At 66.7% G+C, this 16,718-nt stretch carries 21 protein-coding genes; 18 read left to right on the top strand and 3 right to left on the bottom strand.

Annotated features, from left to right (window positions below):
- Window positions 1-66 precede the first annotated feature (66 nt).
- Window positions 67-942: an alpha/beta fold hydrolase gene (locus ACXJLH_RS22190; protein WP_457352897.1), complete on the top strand. Its 876-nt coding sequence runs from the start codon at window positions 67-69 to the stop codon at window positions 940-942.
- Window positions 943-1,030: 88 nt separating this feature from the next.
- Here ACXJLH_RS22190 and rpsT read toward each other — a convergent pair whose 3' ends face one another.
- Window positions 1,031-1,327 carry a 30S ribosomal protein S20 gene (rpsT, locus tag ACXJLH_RS22185; RefSeq protein ID WP_056201882.1) on the bottom strand — a complete coding sequence of 99 codons (297 nt, stop codon included), beginning with the start codon at window positions 1,325-1,327 and terminating at the stop codon, window positions 1,031-1,033.
- A gap of 120 nt (window positions 1,328-1,447) precedes the next feature.
- Between rpsT and murJ the strand changes: the two genes are divergently transcribed.
- The 10 genes from murJ (at window position 1,448) to ACXJLH_RS22135 (ending at window position 10,510) form a co-directional block, all read left to right on the top strand.
- The gene (gene murJ, locus ACXJLH_RS22180; RefSeq protein WP_457446294.1) at window positions 1,448-3,010 is read left to right on the top strand and encodes a murein biosynthesis integral membrane protein MurJ; all 1,563 of its coding nucleotides are present in this window, start codon (window positions 1,448-1,450) and stop codon (window positions 3,008-3,010) included.
- The gene (locus ACXJLH_RS22175) at window positions 3,010-3,867 is read left to right on the top strand and encodes a SirB1 family protein (protein WP_457446292.1); all 858 of its coding nucleotides are present in this window, start codon (window positions 3,010-3,012) and stop codon (window positions 3,865-3,867) included. Before murJ ends, ACXJLH_RS22175 begins: the two co-directional genes overlap by 1 nt.
- Before the next feature lie 26 nt (window positions 3,868-3,893).
- On the top strand, window positions 3,894-4,955 hold the full coding sequence (locus tag ACXJLH_RS22170) for an AI-2E family transporter (RefSeq protein ID WP_327082893.1): 1,062 nt from the start codon (window positions 3,894-3,896) through the stop codon (window positions 4,953-4,955).
- A 7-nt stretch (window positions 4,956-4,962) separates the two neighbouring features.
- Complete coding sequence (hda, locus tag ACXJLH_RS22165; protein ID WP_457324811.1) at window positions 4,963-5,661, top strand: DnaA regulatory inactivator Hda; 699 nt, start codon at window positions 4,963-4,965, stop codon at window positions 5,659-5,661.
- A complete protein-coding gene (locus tag ACXJLH_RS22160; protein WP_457446290.1) occupies window positions 5,658-6,326 on the top strand; it encodes an HAD family hydrolase in 669 nt (222 codons plus the stop codon). Before hda ends, ACXJLH_RS22160 begins: the two co-directional genes overlap by 4 nt.
- Window positions 6,323-7,858: a polynucleotide adenylyltransferase PcnB gene (pcnB, locus tag ACXJLH_RS22155; protein ID WP_457352885.1), complete on the top strand. Its 1,536-nt coding sequence runs from the start codon at window positions 6,323-6,325 to the stop codon at window positions 7,856-7,858. The genes ACXJLH_RS22160 and pcnB overlap by 4 nt, the downstream gene beginning before the upstream one ends.
- A complete protein-coding gene (folK, locus tag ACXJLH_RS22150; RefSeq protein ID WP_457446288.1) occupies window positions 7,855-8,331 on the top strand; it encodes a 2-amino-4-hydroxy-6-hydroxymethyldihydropteridine diphosphokinase in 477 nt (158 codons plus the stop codon). The genes pcnB and folK overlap by 4 nt, the downstream gene beginning before the upstream one ends.
- 15 nt (window positions 8,332-8,346) lie before the next feature.
- Complete coding sequence (locus ACXJLH_RS22145; RefSeq protein WP_056201903.1) at window positions 8,347-8,703, top strand: DMT family protein; 357 nt, start codon at window positions 8,347-8,349, stop codon at window positions 8,701-8,703.
- Between the two features lie 58 nt (window positions 8,704-8,761).
- Window positions 8,762-9,409, top strand: a complete 648-nt coding sequence (locus ACXJLH_RS22140) for a DUF47 domain-containing protein (protein ID WP_056201905.1) — start codon at window positions 8,762-8,764, stop codon at window positions 9,407-9,409.
- 90 nt (window positions 9,410-9,499) lie between these two features.
- On the top strand, window positions 9,500-10,510 hold the full coding sequence (locus ACXJLH_RS22135; RefSeq protein ID WP_056201908.1) for an inorganic phosphate transporter: 1,011 nt from the start codon (window positions 9,500-9,502) through the stop codon (window positions 10,508-10,510).
- Here the strand turns inward: ACXJLH_RS22135 and ACXJLH_RS22130 are convergent.
- Together ACXJLH_RS22130 and ACXJLH_RS22125 are read right to left on the bottom strand one after the other, a co-directional pair.
- Window positions 10,504-10,932, bottom strand: a complete 429-nt coding sequence (locus ACXJLH_RS22130; RefSeq protein WP_457446286.1) for a hypothetical protein — start codon at window positions 10,930-10,932, stop codon at window positions 10,504-10,506. The two genes, ACXJLH_RS22135 and ACXJLH_RS22130, sit on opposite strands and share 7 nt — an antisense overlap.
- A complete protein-coding gene (locus ACXJLH_RS22125; RefSeq protein ID WP_457352881.1) occupies window positions 10,929-11,477 on the bottom strand; it encodes an N-acetyltransferase family protein in 549 nt (182 codons plus the stop codon). Before ACXJLH_RS22125 ends, ACXJLH_RS22130 begins: the two co-directional genes overlap by 4 nt.
- Before the next feature lie 183 nt (window positions 11,478-11,660).
- On the opposite strand from ACXJLH_RS22125, the gene rpsP reads away from it, so the two are divergent.
- From rpsP to cobT, 7 genes are all read left to right on the top strand, one after another.
- Complete coding sequence (gene rpsP / locus ACXJLH_RS22120) at window positions 11,661-11,918, top strand: 30S ribosomal protein S16 (RefSeq protein WP_056201913.1); 258 nt, start codon at window positions 11,661-11,663, stop codon at window positions 11,916-11,918.
- A 6-nt stretch (window positions 11,919-11,924) separates the two neighbouring features.
- Entirely contained in the window at window positions 11,925-12,515 is a 591-nt protein-coding gene (gene rimM, locus ACXJLH_RS22115; protein WP_457446284.1) for a ribosome maturation factor RimM, read from the top strand.
- Window positions 12,516-12,523: 8 nt separating this feature from the next.
- Complete coding sequence (gene trmD / locus ACXJLH_RS22110; protein ID WP_457352877.1) at window positions 12,524-13,264, top strand: tRNA (guanosine(37)-N1)-methyltransferase TrmD; 741 nt, start codon at window positions 12,524-12,526, stop codon at window positions 13,262-13,264.
- A gap of 134 nt (window positions 13,265-13,398) precedes the next feature.
- A complete protein-coding gene (gene rplS / locus ACXJLH_RS22105) occupies window positions 13,399-13,752 on the top strand; it encodes a 50S ribosomal protein L19 (protein WP_056201923.1) in 354 nt (117 codons plus the stop codon).
- A gap of 66 nt (window positions 13,753-13,818) precedes the next feature.
- Complete coding sequence (locus tag ACXJLH_RS22100) at window positions 13,819-14,502, top strand: CoA pyrophosphatase (RefSeq protein WP_056201925.1); 684 nt, start codon at window positions 13,819-13,821, stop codon at window positions 14,500-14,502.
- 23 nt (window positions 14,503-14,525) lie between these two features.
- Window positions 14,526-15,515: a CobD/CbiB family protein gene (locus ACXJLH_RS22095; protein ID WP_056201928.1), complete on the top strand. Its 990-nt coding sequence runs from the start codon at window positions 14,526-14,528 to the stop codon at window positions 15,513-15,515.
- Between the two features lie 168 nt (window positions 15,516-15,683).
- Window positions 15,684-16,709, top strand: a complete 1,026-nt coding sequence (gene cobT / locus ACXJLH_RS22090; RefSeq protein ID WP_457446283.1) for a nicotinate-nucleotide--dimethylbenzimidazole phosphoribosyltransferase — start codon at window positions 15,684-15,686, stop codon at window positions 16,707-16,709.
- Window positions 16,710-16,718: the final 9 nt, after the last annotated feature.

Raw genomic sequence — 16,718 nt, 5'->3', positions numbered from 1 at the left:
CCTAGCAAGAGTCCCAGGACGCACCTGGGCGGGGCGCCGTTATCCTCGCCGGCAATGTTTGGAAACATGCCGATAAACGCCAGCGCCGCCACCATCGCCGCAGATCCGCTCCCCACCGCGCCGGCCGTGGCGGCGGAGCGCACGCTGACGCCGGTCTGGGTGCTGTTGCGCGGCCTGTCACGCGCCAGCGGGCATTGGGGGGTTTTCCCCGAACATCTGCTGCGCGAATTGCGTGCGTTGCAACCGGCGTCCCGGCTGCTGCTGCTGGATCTGCCCGGTACGGGTGCGCTGCGCCGCCAGGCCAGTCCTACCCAGGTGTTGGCCATCGTTGATGCTTGCCGTGAACAGTTGCAACGCCTCGGCGTCAATGGGCCGGTGTCGCTGGTCGGCATGTCGCTGGGCGGGGCGGTGCTGAGCGAATGGGCGAGCCGCTATCCCAGCGAGGTTGAGGCCGGCGTGCTGATCAACCCCAGCCTGCGGCCTTTCAGCGAGTTGTTTCGCAAGCCGCATCCGCTGAACTATCTTGGCCTGTTGCTGCTGTCCCTCAGCCGCTTCAGCGCCCGCATGCGGGAAGAGAGGGTGCTCAGCCTGACGACGCGGTTGACGCCGACTCCGGCCATCATCGACCGCTGGGTGGAGTTGCAGCGCCAGCACCCGCTCGGTGTTCGCAACACGGCCCGCCAGTTGCTCGCCAGCATGCGCTATCGCGCCAGCCGCACTCGCCCGGCTGCGCCCATGCTGCTGTTGTGCAGCAAAGCGGATGGGCTCGTCGACTGGCGTTGCTCGCAGGCCATCAGCCGTGCCTGGGGAGCGCCGCTGCGCCTGCACACCAAGGCCGGCCACGATCTGCCGCTGGATGACCCGCAGTGGGTGGCCCGGGCCGTCGCCGAGTGGCTGCGCGACCGCAGCATCCAGGGCGTCGTGCCAGGCGAGTGGCATTGAAATGCAAGCGGCCCGCAGGTGCGGGCCGCAGATGCAAAGAGGCCCGCTTGCGCGGGCCTCTTTGCTTGCACCAGAGCTGGATTGTTTCTTAGGCGGCGAGCGCCTTGATCTTGGCGGACAGGCGGCTCTTGTGACGAGCAGCCTTGTTCTTGTGGAAGATGCCCTTGTCGGCGACAGAGTCGATGACGGCTTGGGCAGCCTTGAACAGGTCAGCGGCCTTGGACTTGTCGCCCGCGGTCACAGCCTTTTGCACGTTCTTGACGACCGTACGATATTTGGAGCGAAGCGCAGTATTTGCGGCGTTGAGCTTGGCGTCCTGGCGGACGCGCTTGAGACCCGACGCCAGGCGAACCGTCTTCTTCTTGGCTTTGGAGCTGGTAGCCATGCTGTATCTATACCCAGTTGGTGCAAAGACGACGAGTATAGCCCGAAATCAGGGTTAAAGCCAAGTACCTGGGACGAGTATCGAAGAAGGCGCCATTCACGACACAGATAATCCGCCGCCATGAATCTGCTGCGCGCTGCGTCGACCATTTCCCTGCTGACCCTGACCTCGCGCATCACCGGCCTTGTCCGCGAAACCATGGTGGCGGGCCTTTTCGGCGCCACCGGAATGACCGATGCGTTTCTCGTCGCGTTCCGGATCCCGAACCTGCTGCGACGTCTGTTTGCTGAGGGCGCATTTTCGCAGGCCTTCGTGCCGCTGCTGGCGGCGACGCGGGCCACCGAGGGCGAAGCGGCAACGAAGCGCCTCATCGACGCCGTCGCGACCGTGCTGTTATGGGCGCTGATGGCGACCTCGGTGATTGGTGTGGTCGCAGCGCCCCTCTTGGTCTGGCTGCTTGGCGGCGGGCTGCCAGGGCCGGCATTCGATGCGTCCGTCGTCATGACGCGCTTCATGTTCCCCTATATCGGCTGCATGTCGCTGGTGGCGCTGTCGGCGGGCATCCTGAACACCTGGCGACGCTTTGTCGTGCCGGCGGCAACGCCGGTGCTGCTCAACCTCAGCGTCATCGCCGTCGGCTGGGCCTTGGTCGGGCCGCTTGAGCGCGCGGGCTATCCGGGCATTTATGCGATGGCCTTCGGTGTCATGCTCGGCGGGGTGTTGCAGTTGCTGGCACAGTGGCCGGCGCTGCGGGCCATCGGCGTGACGCCGCGCATGCGGTTCAGCTGGCAAGGCTTCCGGGATGCGCGTGCCAATCCGGGTGTCAGCCGCGTCATGCTGGGCATGGGGCCGGCGCTGCTGGGTGTCGGTGTGTCCCAGCTGTCGCTGATGATCAACACGCAGATCTCCAGCCGCCTCGGCGAGGGCGCGACCTCCTGGCTGAACTATGCCGACCGCCTGATGGAATTCCCCATCGGCCTGCTCGGCGTGGCGCTCAGCGCGGTCCTGACCCCGCAGTTGTCCGCTGCCCAGGCTTCGGGCGAGAGCGAGCGCTACAGCCGCCTGCTCGACTGGGGCCTGCGCATGGTGATGCTGTTCGCGTTGCCCTGCGCCGTCGCCCTGCTGGTCTTCGCCGAACCGTTGACGGCCGTGCTCTACCACCGCGGCGCCTTCACGGCGACCGACGTGGCCCACACAGCGCAGTCGGTCATGGGCTGGGGTGTTGGCCTGCTGGGCCTGATCGCGGTGAAGGTGCTGGCGCCCGGCTTCTTCGCTCGCCAGGACACCGGCACGCCGGCCAAGATCGCTGTTGCGGTGCTGGTGCTGACGCAGGGATTCAACCTTGTCTTCGTGCCCTGGATCGGTGTCGCGGGCCTGGCCCTGTCCATCGGCCTGGGCGCGCTGGTCAATGCGGGCTGGCTGTTCTGGGGGCTGAAGAAGCTGGGTAGCTACCGCCCCGAGCCTGGCTGGCTGGCCTTCGGCCTGCGTGTGGTGCTGGCTTGTGCAGCCATGGGCCTGTTGCAATGGCAGTTGGCCAGCAGGCTGGACTGGCTCGGCCTGGGCGCGCACGAGATCCGGCGCGGTCTCGTCATGGCGGCCAGCCTGGCGGGCAGCGCCCTCGTCTATTTCGCGGTGCTGCTGCTGGTTGGCATGCGGCCCCGTGCGCTCGGGCGCCCAAGCTGATGAAGTACGCAGCGCCGACTCCGCTGGACTACTTCGCCACGCTGGTGGCGGAGGATGAGAGCCTCAATCTGCTCGAGGCCGCCATCAGCTTGGCCCAGGACGAACATCCCCAGCTTGATGTCCAGGCTGCGCTGTCCAAGGTGGATGCGCTGGCGCGCCGCCTGCGTGAGCGCATCACGCCGGAGACTGTGCCGGCCGAGCGGCTGCATCAGCTGACACGTTTCTTCCACGGCGAACTCGGCTTTGCCGGCAATCTGAACAATTACTACGCGGCCGAGAACAGCTTCGTGCATCGCGTGCTGGAGACGCGGCGTGGCATTCCCATCACGCTGGCCGTGCTGCTGTTGGAGCTTGCCGAGCAGGCGGGCCTGCGCGCTGCGGGCGTCGCTTTCCCGGGGCATTTCCTCGTCAAATGCCGCGTCGGGCTTGGCGAGGTCGTTATCGACCCCTTCACGGGCGAATCGTTGTCAGCCACGCGGCTGGACGAGCGCCTGGCCGTCTACCGCCATGGCAGCGAGCTGCCCGCCGACTTGGAGTTGCCGCTGGAGTTCTTCCTGCGCGCTGCATCCAAGCGCCAGATCCTGGCACGCATGCTGCGCAATCTGAAGGAAGTTCACCGCGCCGCCGAGGACTGGCCGCGGCTGCTGGCCGTGCAACAGCGCCTCGTCATCCTGCTGCCGGGCGACCCGGTCGAGCGCCGCGATCGCGGCCTGGTGCTGGCGACGCTGGGCGCGTTTGCTGCTGCCGCCGACGATCTGGCCTTCTATCTTGCCGAGCGGGGCGATGCACCCGACGCCGCGGGATTGCGAACCCGCCTGGCGATGCTGCTTGACCAGGCCCGGCCGCCGCTTCAGTGACAATCCGCGCCCGCCCGCCCACCACCATGATGAAGCTCAGCAAGCACCAACGCACCGCCCTGGCCTGGGGCGGTGTCGCCCTGGGCGTCATTCTTCTGCTGTGGCTGCTGTCGCCCGTGCTGGCGCCCTTCATCGCGGCCCTGGTGCTGGCGTACGCGTTGGCGCCCGCGGTGCAGGCCCTGGTGAACCGGCGCGTGCCGCGGTCGCTGGCGGTGCTGATGGTCGAGCTGCTGTTTGCGATGGCCCTGCTGGCTTTGGTGCTGCTGGTGCTGCCCATCCTCAGCAAAGAGCTGCCGGCGCTGCGCGAGCAGATTCCTGCATTGGCGAAACTGGCCAATGACAAGCTTTCACCCTGGCTGGCGGAGCACGGCATCTACATGCAGCTCGACCCGGCCAGCATCAAGGCCTTCGTGCTGAAGTACCTGGATGCCAATTTCGAAGAGTGGCTGGCGACGGCGCTGAGCTCGGCCCGCATCGGCGGCAGCTTCCTGCTCGCCTTCATCGGCAATGCGGTGCTGCTGCCCGTCGTGCTTTTCTATCTGCTGGACGACTGGCCGGGCCTGGTCGAGCGCATGCGCGCTCTCGTGCCGCCAGCGGCGCGCGATTCGGTTGGCAGTTTCCTCGACGAATGCCATGAGACGCTGGGCCAGTACCTGCGCGGTCAATTGCTAGTCATGGGGGCTCTGGCCATCTTCTACAGCGTCGGCCTGGCGCTGGCGCGCTTCGATCTGGCCTTGCCCATCGGCGTCTTCACCGGCCTGGCGGTTTTCATTCCCTATCTGGGCTTTGGCCTGGGCCTGGTGCTGGCGCTGCTGGCAGGCTTGCTGCAATTCGCAAATCTTTATGGCGTTCTCGCCGTCGCCATCGTCTTTGGCATCGGCCAACTGCTGGAAAGCTTCGTGCTGACGCCGCGCTTCGTCGGCGAGCGCATCGGCATGAGCCCGCTGATGGTCATCTTCGCGCTGCTGGCCTTCGGTCATCTGCTCGGCTTTGTCGGCGTGCTGATTGCGCTGCCGCTGTCGGCTGTGGCGGCAGTCGCGGTCAAGCGCCTGCATCGCGCCTATCTCGAGAGTTCGCTGTTCCGTTAGCCGTTCAATGAGGCAGATCCCGCTTGCGCTGCTGGCGCCGCCCGCGCACAGCTTCGACAACTTCCTGCCCGGCGCCAATGCCGAGGCTCTGGCCTACCTGCTGGGCCTGCAGCCGGGCGATCCACCCGCGCTGCTCTGGGGCCCGACCGGCTCGGGCAAGAGCCATCTGCTGCAGGCCTTGGCCGAGCGCTGGCAGGCTGCCGGCCAGCGCGTCGCGTGGTACGACGCCGAGACGGCCTTGCCCTGGGAGCTGCCGGCCCACGAGAGCCTGTTGCTGCTGGACGATTGCCAGCGCTTTGACGCCGGCCAGCAGCATGCCGCATTTGCCCTTTTTGTAGCGACGGCGGGGCAGGGCTATACCGTCGTTGCAACGGCCGATGCGCCAGCCGTCGACCTGGCCGTGCGCGAAGACCTGCGTACGCGCCTGGGCTGGGGCCCGAGCTTTGCGCTTGAACCGCTGCGCGAGGCCGAAATGCGTGCCGTGCTGCGCCGCGAGGCGGATCGCCGCGGCCTGCTGCTCGGCGACGAGGTGCTGTCCTATCTGCTGACCCGCTTCGAGCGCAATCTCAAGGGGCTGATGGCCTTGCTCGAGCGGCTGGATGAATTCGCGATGTCAGCCAAGCGCGCGCTGACGCTGCCGCTGCTGAAGGCCATGCTGGCCGACGAGGCCGTTGAAGAAAAAATCGACTCTGACCCTAATTTATGAATCTCACGCTGTTTGACCTGGATGGGACGCTGATCCCCATGGATTCCGACCATGCCTTCGGTGGTTTCATGGTGGAGGTGGGCTGGGTGGACGGCGTGGTCTGGGGTGCGAAGAACGACGAGTTCTTTGCCCAGTACAACGCGGGAACGTTGGACCTGCCGGCGTATATCGACTTCGCGACGTCCGCCTGGCGCTCCCGCCCGCTGGCCGAGGCGCTGGCCATGCGGGAGCGCTTCATGGCCGAGGTCATGCGCCCGGCGCTGCGGCCCGAGGCCGTCGCTCTGGTAGAGAAGCACCGTGCAGCGGGCGACCTCATCGCCCTGGTCACGGCGACCAATGAATTCGTCACCGCGCCGATTGCCGCGGCCTTTGGCATCGAGCACCTGATCGCCGTCGAGCTGGAACGCGACGCCAAGCAGTGCTATACCGGAGCCATTCGCGGCATCCCGAGCTTCCGCGAGGGCAAGATCGCGCGCGTCGAGGGCTGGTTGCAGGGCCTGGGGGCACAATGGCGCGATTTCGAGCGCGTGAACTTCTTCAGCGACTCGACCAACGATCTGCCCCTGCTTGAACGCGTCAGCCACCCCGTGGCGACCAATCCCAGCCCGACCCTCGCTGCGATCGCCGCCGAACGGGGCTGGCCCCAGTTGCACCTCTTCGCATGATCAAAAAGTTCATCGACAAACTGCTTGGCAAACCCGCCGCAGCCCCCAAGAAGACCAGCCCGCTGGGCAAACGGGTGGAGGTGACGGCCGAGGTTCACGGCATCAACCCGGATCTGCTTGACGAGCGCGCCGTCAAGGTCGTCAAGACGTTGACCGATGCGGGTTTCGAGGCCTATATCGTCGGCGGCGCCGTGCGCGACCTGCTGCTGAACATGCGGCCCAAGGACTTCGACGTCGCGACCAATGCGACGCCCGAACAGGTCAAGGGGCTGTTTCGCCGCGCTTTCATCATCGGCCGGCGCTTTCGCATCGTTCACGTTGTCTACGGCCGCGGTCGTGAGCACGAAGTGATCGAGGTCTCGACCTTCCGCGCGCTGCCGACGGAATCGGAAGCCATCGCCGGCAACGAGAAGACGGGCAAAGCCGAGCTGGATGGCAAGCATCACGCTGTGGATGCCAGCGGCCGCGTGCTGCGCGACAACGTCTGGGGCCCGCAGATCGAGGATGCTGCCCGTCGCGACTACACGGTCAACGCGATGTATTACGACCCGCAGCGCCAACTGGTGGTGGACTACCACGGTGGCCTCGCCGACGCCAAGGCCAAGCTGCTGCGCATGATCGGCGATCCCGAAACCCGCTACCGCGAGGACCCGGTCCGCATCATCCGCGCCGTGCGCTTCGCCGCCAAGCTGGGCTTTACGCTCGAGCCCAAGACACTGGCGCCGGTGAAAGCCTCGTCGGCACTGCTGGCCAATGTGCCGGCCTCGCGTCTGTTCGACGAGATGATCAAGCTGCTGCAGACCGGCCATTCCCTGGCCAGCATCGCGCAGCTGAAGAAACTGGGCCTGGGCCGCGGCGTGTTCGCCGTGCTGGACGCCATGCTGACCGAAACCGGTGACCTGCACGAGGGCATTCGCGGCAACTTCGTGCGGCAGGCCTTCGAGGACACCGACCGGCGCGTGCAGGAAGGCCGCGGCGTCAGCCCCAGCTTCATGCTCGCCTGCATGCTCTGGCACGAGGTGCTGGACCGCTGGACCAAGATCCGCAACGGCGGCGAGCCGCCCGTGCCGGCCCTGGCCCAGGCGATCGACGCCGTCTTCGATGCCCGCATCGGCGATATTTCTGGCCGCGGCAAGCTGGCGGCCGATATGCGCGAGATCTGGATGATGCAGACCCGTTTCGAGCGCCGCACCGGCTCCGGTGTGTTCAGCCTCATCGAGCAGCCGCGCTACCGTGCCGGCTTCGACTTCCTGCGTCTGCGCGCCGATGTCGGCGAGATCGACCCCGCTCTTGCGGACTGGTGGGAAGACTTTGCGCTGGGCAGCGATGACGACCGTCAGGCCCTGCTGGCCGACGCCCGTGCGACCCAGCAGAAGCAGCCCCGCGTCGTGCGTGCACCGCGTCCCGAGGCGCCGGTGGGTGAAGAGACCGAGCCGGCGGCCGATGACGCGCCGGCCAAGAAGCGCCGCCGTCGCCGCCGCAAGCCGGGCGGCGGGGAGGGCGCCGCAGCGCCCGCAACTGCCGCCGAGTGAGCTCGCGCGCCTACGTCGGACTGGGCGCCAACCTGGGCGCCGACCCTTCTGCCACGTTGACGCAGGCAGCGTTGCGCCTTGCGGCGCTGCCGGGCAGCCATGTCGCGGCGCTGTCCAGCGTCTGGCGCAGCGCGCCGGTGGATGCTTGCGGTCCGGACTTCCTGAACGCCGTCGTGGCACTGGACACGACGCTTCTACCCATTGAGCTATTGGACGCGCTGCAGGCCATCGAACTGGCGCACGGCCGGGAGCGGCCCTACCGCAATGCGCCGCGCACGCTGGATCTCGACTTGTTGCTCTATGGCGAGCTGACCCTCGACACGCCACGGCTGACGCTGCCCCACCCGCGCCTTGGCGAACGCGCCTTCGTGTTGCGCCCGCTGCTGGAGATAGCGCCGGAGCTGGTGCATTTGGCGGCGGGGAAGGGCTGGCAGACCCAGCGCATCGAGCGGCTCGGCCCACTGTCCCTCTGACTCGGAGAAACAACGATGTTCTCGACCCTCGCCGGCTGGCAGACCGTCGGCTTGCTGCTGCTGTCCAACGTCTTCATGACTTTCGCCTGGTATGGCCATCTCAAGGGCCTGGCGACCAAGCCTTGGTGGATAGCCGCCCTCATCAGCTGGGGTATCGCGCTGTTTGAGTACTTGCTTCAGGTGCCGGCCAACCGCATCGGCCATGGCGCCGGCTTCAGCCTGGCCCAGCTGAAGATCACGCAAGAAGTCATCACGCTCGCCGTCTTCGTGCCCTTCAGCCTGTACTACATGGGTGAACCGCTGAAGCTGGATTTCCTCTGGGCGGGTTTGTGTCTGATGGGCGCTGTCTACTTCATCTTCAGGTCGGCTTGATGACGGTTCGGTGACGGCGCCCGGTAAACTCCGACCCTTCGAGAGATCAAGGACGCCCATGCTGTTTGGCAAGCTGCTGCCCCGTGAGGGCAATTTTTTTGAGCTGTTCAATGAGCACGGTGGCTTCATCCTGGAAGGTGCGCGCGCCTTCCAGAAAATGATTGAAAACTATGCCGACCCAGCGCTGCGCGCGCAGTACGCCGACGAGGTCGATAAGGCCGAGCATGCCGCCGACCGCGTCACCGCGGAGGTGAACCGGCTGTTGCACCGCACGTTCATCACGCCCATTGATCGCGAGCAGATCCACGGCCTGATCAACGCGATGGACGACATCGTCGACCTGCTGCAGGATTCGTCCGAGACGCTGTCGCTCTACGATGTGCGCGCCGTGCCCGAGCAGGTTCTGCAGTTGTGCACGCTGTCGGTGCGCTGTTGCGAGCGCGTGCAGCATGCCGTGACGCTGCTGCCGCACCTCAGCAAACCTGCCACGACCGAAGCAGCCCTCAAGACCTGCGAGGAGATCGACCGCCTGGAGTCCGACGCCGACCGCGTCATGCGCTCGGCGATGTCTCGTCTGTTTCGCGAGCAGGAGGACGTGCGCGAGCTGATCAAGCTCAAGGCGATCTACGAGCAGCTCGAATCCATCTCCGACCGCTGCGAAGACGTCGCCAATCTGATCGAGGGCATCGTCCTCGAGAACTCCTGACCGCCGAGATGAATCGACCCCCACACTCACTTCGTTCGTTGCCCCCCGAGGGGGCGTGTCAGCGCCTTCGGACGGCCGCGCGCCGCTGACATGGCATCCGCTGAGATCGCCTTCTGGGTGGTGGCCCTGCTGGTCGTGCTGGCCCTGCTGTTCGACTTCATGAACGGCTTCCACGACGCGGCCAACTCCATCGCCACCGTCGTCTCCACCGGCGTGCTGAAGCCGCAGCAGGCCGTGCTGTTCGCCGCCTTCTTCAACGTCGTCGCGATCGCCATCTTCCAGCTCAAGGTGGCGGCCACCGTGGGCAAGGGCATCGTCGAGCCGGGCGTGGTGGATCACCATGTCGTCTTTGGTGCGCTGATCGGCGCCATCGCCTGGAACTTCATCACCTGGTGGTGGGGCATCCCGTCCAGTTCCTCGCATGCGCTGATCGGTGGCATTGCCGGCGCCGTCGTCGCCAAGGCGGGGCCGTCGGCCCTTGTCGCTGGTGGCATCTGGAAGACCGTTGCCTTCATCATCGTGTCGCCTTTGCTGGGCTATCTACTGGGTTCACTGATGATGGTCATCGTGGCCTGGGTTTGCCGGCACAAGTCACCGATACGCATCGACCGCTGGTTCCGGCGGCTGCAGCTCGTGTCGGCTGGCCTGTACAGCCTGGGCCACGGTGGCAACGACGCGCAGAAGACCATCGGCCTGATCTGGATGCTGCTGATCGCCGCCGGCATGGTCAGCGTCGGCGACAAGGCACCGCCCAGCTGGGTCATCGTCGCCTGCTACATCGCCATCGGCATGGGCACGATGTTTGGCGGCTGGCGCATCGTGCAGACGATGGGGCAGCGCATCACCAAGCTCAAACCGGTGGGCGGCTTCTGTGCCGAGACGGGCGGGGCCATCACGCTGTTCCTGGCGACGGCTCTGGGCATCCCGGTGTCGACGACGCACACCATCACCGGCGCCATCGTCGGCGTGGGCTCGGTGCAGCGTCCGTCGGCCGTGCGCTGGGGCGTGGCCGGCAGCATCGTCTGGGCCTGGATCTTCACGATCCCGGCCGCGGCGCTGATGGCCGGCATCTGCTACTGGGTCAGTTTCATTCTCTACTGACCGGCCTGCGATTCGAAATAGCGCTGGGCGCTGAAGGCGATGGTCGCCATCAGCGCCGTGCCGCCGAGCAGCAGGCAGAGCACGACGCCGATGACGGCGGCCCAGCCGCCCGTGCTGGCCGGCCGGCCGGCATTGAAGCGGGCGTTCCAGCGCTCATCCGGCATCAGCCCGTAGACGATGCCGCCGAGCAGGGCGGCGACGAGGCTGGCGCCCAGCAGCGGAATCAGCAACCACGCCAGGCGATCGTCCTGGCCGAGGGTGTCCATGCGCTGTACGCCGAGCAGGCCGAGCAGCGTCGGCACGGGGAACAGCCAAGCCCAGCGGTCCTTGAGCCCATACAGATAGAAGCGGTGCAGGCCGAAGACACCGACCAGCAAGGCCAGCCAGGTCGCAACGGCCTTGTGTTTGGTGACGCCGCTCATTCGGCGGCGGCGCTGTCACCCAGGCCCAAGGTGTGCTGCATCAACACGACGTCCAGCCAGCGGCCGAACTTCCAGCCTGCGCTTTTCAGCACGCCGGTGTGCTCGAAGCCCAGCGCCGTGTGCACGCCGACGGAGCCGGCATTGGCCGCGTCGCCGATGACGGCCAGCATCTGGCGCGCGCCGGCCGCTTCGCAGCGGGCCATCAGTTCGGCCAGCAGCAGCCGGCCCACGCCCTGGCCCTGTGCGGCGGGTGACAGGTAGATCGAGTCTTCGACACAGAAACGATACGCCAGGCGGGGGCGGAAGTAGTTGGCATAGGCATAGCCCAGCACTTCGCCGCCGCGCTCGGCCACCAGCCAGGGCAGATTGCGGCTCAGCACCTCGGCGCGGCGGCGGCCCATCTCGTCGACTCCGGGCACCTCGGTTTCGAAGGTGCCGGTGCCTTCCAGCACGGCGTGGGCGTAAATGGCCTGGATGGCGGCCAAGTCGGCGTCAGTGCTGGGGCGGATCGTCAGGGGCAGGGTGATGGGGGCGGGCTGTGACATTTGTCGGTTTTGGGGACTGCGCAAGAGGAGCTTGATCGAGTTTATAATGCTGGGTTTTCGGCTCTGGTCGCAGATGGCTGCGGCGTATCTACAGAGCCTACCCCGGCAGGGGTTCCTGCCATTCGACTTGTCGCTACTTGAGTGTCTCCTCGTGCGGTGGTCACCCAATTTTTAGGAAACATCATGGTTGTGATTCGTCTGGCCCGCGGCGGCTCCAAGAAGCGCCCCTTCTACAACATCGTCGTCGCCAACAGCCGCCAGCGCCGTGACGGCCGCTTCATCGAGCGCGTCGGCTTCTACAACCCCGTCGCTTCCGGTTCCGCCGAGAAGCTGCGCGTCGAGCAGGACCGCGTGAGCTACTGGATCGGTGTCGGCGCCCAGCTGTCGCCCACGGTGGCCCGCCTGGTGGGTGACGCCAAGACGGCCGCTGTCGCCGCCTAAGCAGGCGTGGCAGGCAACAAGCCTCAGCAAGACGGCGCCTCGGCGCCGTCTTTTGCTTCCTGGCCCGAAGATCTGCTGCCGGTGGGCCGCATCCTTGATGCCTGGGGCATCAAAGGCGGCCTCAAGGTGCAGGCCTACTCGGCCGACGCGGACGCGTTGTTCAGCGCCAAGCGCTGGTATCTGAAGTCGATCGGCCCCAAGCCCAGCCAACTGGTGTTGGCCGTGAAATCGGTGCGCGAGCAGGGCGAGGGCATCGTCGCCGTCGCCGAAGGGGTGGACGACCGCAATGCCGCCGAAGCGCTGCGGGGCCACGAGATCTACATTCCCCGCAGCGACTTCCCGCGCACACCCGACGGCGAGTACTACTGGGTTGACCTGATCGGCCTGGACGTCATCAATCGCGAGTCTGAGGCTTTGGGCCGAGTGATCGGCCTCATCGACACCGGCCCGCATGCGGTGCTGCGCATCCTGCCGCCAGGACTGGAAGAGCCCGCCAAGCCGGACCAGGAGCGCTTGATCCCCTTCGTCGGGCGTTTCATCGACGACGTCAGCCTGGAAGACCGGCGTATCCGCGTCGACTGGGGCCTGGACTTCTGACCGAAGCCATGCGCTTCGATGTCCTGACGATCTTCCCGGAGCTGTTCGCGCCGCATCTGACGCATGGCGTCACGCGGCGCGCCTTCGAGAGCCGTCAGGTCGACGTGCGGCTGTGGCTGCTGCGCGATTTCGCCGAGGACAACTACCGCCGCGTCGACGACCGTACCTATGGCGGCGGCCCAGGCATGGTCATGCTGGCCGAGCCGCTTGAAAAGGCGCTCACCGCTGTCAAGGCGGATCGTGGCGAGGCGGCGCCCGTGGTCATCCACTTCACCCCGACCGGCGCGCGAATCGATCAGGCCCGCGTGCAGGATCTCGCTGCGGGCCCGGGTGCCGTCCTGCTTTGCGGCCGCTACGAGGGCATCGACCAGCGCGTGCTGGACCGTCATGTGACCTTGGAACTCAGCCTGGGCGACTTCGTGCTTTCGGGCGGCGAGCTCCCGGCGCTCGCTCTCCTGGACGCCGTCGCACGGCTGCAGGAGGGGGTCCTTGGCGACGCCAAATCCCACGAGCAGGACAGCTTCTCTGATGGCCTGCTGGACTGCCCGCACTACAGCCGCCCCGAAGTCCTGGCCGATGGTCGCGGCGTGCCGCCCGTGCTGCTGTCGGGCCACCACGCCGACATCCGGCGCTGGCGCCGCGAGCAGTCTCTGGTGCTGACGGCCGCGCGCCGGCCCGACCTGATTGCCGCCGCCCGCGCCGCCGGCCGCCTCAGCAAGGCCGATGAATCCTTCCTGGCCAAGCTCTAGGCTAAACCCGCGGCCCAGGCTACAATATTCGGCTGTCCGATCCTCTGGCGGGTCGAGTGGCTGGGTTCCTTCACTGGGAGCCAGCTGCAAACATCCCGATAAATAGCGTCTCGCCAAGATCTCCAGGAGTACAGATGAACCTGATCCAAACCCTTGAGCAAGAAGAAATTGCTCGCCTGAACAAGACCATCCCGCCCTTCGCCCCTGGCGACACGGTGATCGTCAGCGTGAACGTCGTTGAAGGCACCCGCAAGCGCGTGCAGGCCTACGAAGGCGTCGTGATTGCCAAGCGCAATCGCGGCCTGAACAGCAGCTTCATCGTCCGCAAGATCTCCAGCGGCGAAGGCGTCGAGCGGACCTTCCAGCTCTACAGCCCGCTGATCGCCACGATCGAAGTCAAGCGCCGCGGTGACGTCCGTCGCGCCAAGCTGTACTACCTGCGCCAGCGTTCGGGCAAGTCGGCTCGAATCAAAGAGAAGCTGGCTTAATCAGCCGGTTCCTACCGCCAAAGCCGCCAGGGCGTACGCTCTCGGCGGCTTTTGTTTTTTTGTCGCATGACCCGCCCCGCCATCACCCAGCCCCAACTCGTGCCGGTCACGAGCATCGACGATCATCTTCCTGCGGTGCCAGACTTGGCGCTGACGGCTTCGGCCATACGGGCGCGCCTGGCGGAGGTAGCGGCCTGGACGCCTGAGTTCGTCGGCGACGGGGGTCTCTTCGCCAATCGCGAGCCGTCTGGTGCCGCCGTGCTCATCCCGCTGGTGCAGCGGGAGGCAGGCTTGAACCTGCTGCTGACCCGGCGCACCGACCACCTGCGCGATCACGCCGGCCAGATCAGCTTTCCCGGTGGCCGTGTCGAGCCCGAGGACGATGGTCCCGTCGCGACCGCGCTGCGGGAGACCGAGGAGGAGATCGGCCTGTCGCGCCAGCACATCGAGATCATTGGCCAGTTGCCGGTCTATTCGACAGTGACGGCCTTTCAGGTGACGCCGGTGGTGGCTCTTGTCGAACCCGGCTTCACATTGACGCTGGATGATTTCGAGGTCGCCGAAGCCTTCGAGGTGCCACTGGCCTTCCTGATGGATCCGGCCCACCACCGCCACCACCGTTTCGAGTTCGCGGGCGCCGAGCGGCGCTTTCTGTCCATGCCCTGGCAAGGGCCCGAACGCGAGTACTTCATCTGGGGCGCGACCGCCGCGATGTTGCGCAACTTCTACCGTCTTCTCAGCGGCGCCTGAGCGCGCCACTATCATCCCGGCCCATGAATTTCTTCGCGGTGCTGCTGGCCCTGTTGTGTGAGCAACTCAAGCCCCTGAGGCATGGCAACCGCGTGCACCAGTCGGTCATCGGCTGGGTGCGCTGGACGGGCCGCAACTTCGACGCTGGCGACGAGCATCATGCTGCCGTCGTCTGGGCCATCACGGTTCTGGTGCCGGGCCTGGCCGTTGCGCTGATCTACTGGGCGCTGCGCCATTTCAGCGTGCTGCTCGCCCTAGGGCTGGACGTCCTCATCCTGTATCTGACGCTGGGCTTCCGGCAGTTCAGCCACTACTACACCGACATCCGTGATGCCCTCGAGCGCGGCGACGACGCCACCGCGCGCCAGTTGCTGGCCGAATGGCGCCACCTGGATGCCAGCGAGTTGCCGCGCACCGAGCTGATCCGACATGTCATCGAGCATTCGCTGCTCGCCGCGCATCGCCACGTCTTTGGCGTGTTCTTCTGGTTCATCGTCTGCTCGACCATCGGCCTGGGGCCGGCAGGCGCGGTGGTCTACCGCATGGCCGAGTTCGCTGGCCGCTACTGGGCCTTCAAGAGCCGCACGCTGGACGCACCGACCAACACCCGCCTGTTGGCTTTGTCGCGCCAGGCCTTCACCTGGATTGACCACCTGCCGGCGCGGCTGACGGCGACGGGCTTTGCCATCGTCGGCAACTTCGAAGAGGCCGTGAATGGCTGGCGCCGCGACGCCAGCCTCTGGCTGCATTCCAACGAGGGCATCATCCTCGCATCCGCTGCTGGCGCTGTGGGCCTGCAGCTCGGCGGCGCGGCGGCGCCTGGCGTCACGCCGGATCGCAGCAAGACCTTCGATGCCGGTACCGAACCCGAGTTCACCGGCGCCGCCGGCTCCACGGCCGGCGCACCGCCGCAGCTCGGTCATCTGCAAAGCGTCGTCGGCCTAGTCTGGCGTTCCGTCGTGCTGTGGATGCTGCTGCTCGCGTTGCTGACCCTGGCCAACCTCGTCGGCTAGTCATGGTGCCCCTCGTCCAGTCTCGCCGCGCTGAACGCGGGCGAGCCCGGCCGGTCCCCCAAGGGGACGGCGATGCTTGCCGGTTTGACCGGCAAGCACATCGCCTGAGCGGGCCGGCTCGGGAGCGACCCAGCGCTCGGCCCGCCGATATCAAGCAAAGCAATTGAAATGAACTTTCCCAACTTGCCGGCCCTGGCCGAGCCCGGACTTGCTGCGCGCGTGCAGCACGCCATCGACCACAAGACCAAGCCTCTGGGCGCCCTCGGCCGCATCGAGGCCCTGGCCCTGCAGCTCGCGCTGATCCAGGGTGTGGAGCGGCCCGCGCTGCGCGAGCCGCAGCTTGTCGTCTACGCGGCCGACCATGGCCTGTCCCGGCGCGGCGTATCGGCCTACCCGCGCGAGGTCACCCCGCAAATGGTGGCCAACATGCTGGCCGGCGGTGCGGCCGTGTCCGTGCTGGTGCGTCAACAAGGTCTGGCGCTGATGATCGCCGACTGTGGCGTCGATGCGCCGCTGGCCGACGGGGCCGTCGACCTGCGCATTGCTGCGGGCACGGCCGACGCGAGCGTCGGGCCGGCGATGACGGCCGAACAAGCCGAGCGTGCGCTGCGCAACGGCATGGCCCTCGTCGAGCGCTTGCCCGGCAATGCGCTGCTGTTGGGTGAGATGGGGATCGGCAACACGTCGTCGGCCAGCCTCTTGATGCAGCGCCTGACGGGTTTGCCGCTGGCCGAATGTGCGGGGCGCGGCACCGGTCTGGATGACGCAGGCCTGGGACGCAAGCTTGGCGTGCTTGCAGAGGCGCTCGCGGCCAACGCTGACGCCGAGACCCCGTTGCAGCTCGCCGCGGCTCTCGGTGGTTTCGAAATCCTCACCATGGCCGGCAGCGTCATGGCCGCCGCTGCGCAGCGCCGAGTCATCGTCGTCGATGGCTTCATCACGACGGCTGCCGTCGCGCTGGCCGAGGCGCTGCGCCCCGGCTTGTTGGCGGCCTGCGTGTTCGCCCATCGCTCGGCCGAGGGGCCCCATGCGCGCTGGCTGCAACAACTGGGTGTGCGCCCGCTGATGGACCTGGACCTGCGCCTGGGCGAGGGCAGTGGTGCGGCGCTGGCCTGGCCACTGCTGACGGCCGCCTGTGCGCTGCTGGCCGACATGGCCAGCTTCGACAGCGCCGGCGTCAGCAACCGCGAGTAGCCCTGTGCG

The organism is Roseateles sp. P5_E4 (assembly GCF_054049255.1).
The sequence above is the reverse complement of the archived record's forward strand: the minus strand, read 5'-3'. Positions and strand labels throughout refer to the sequence as shown.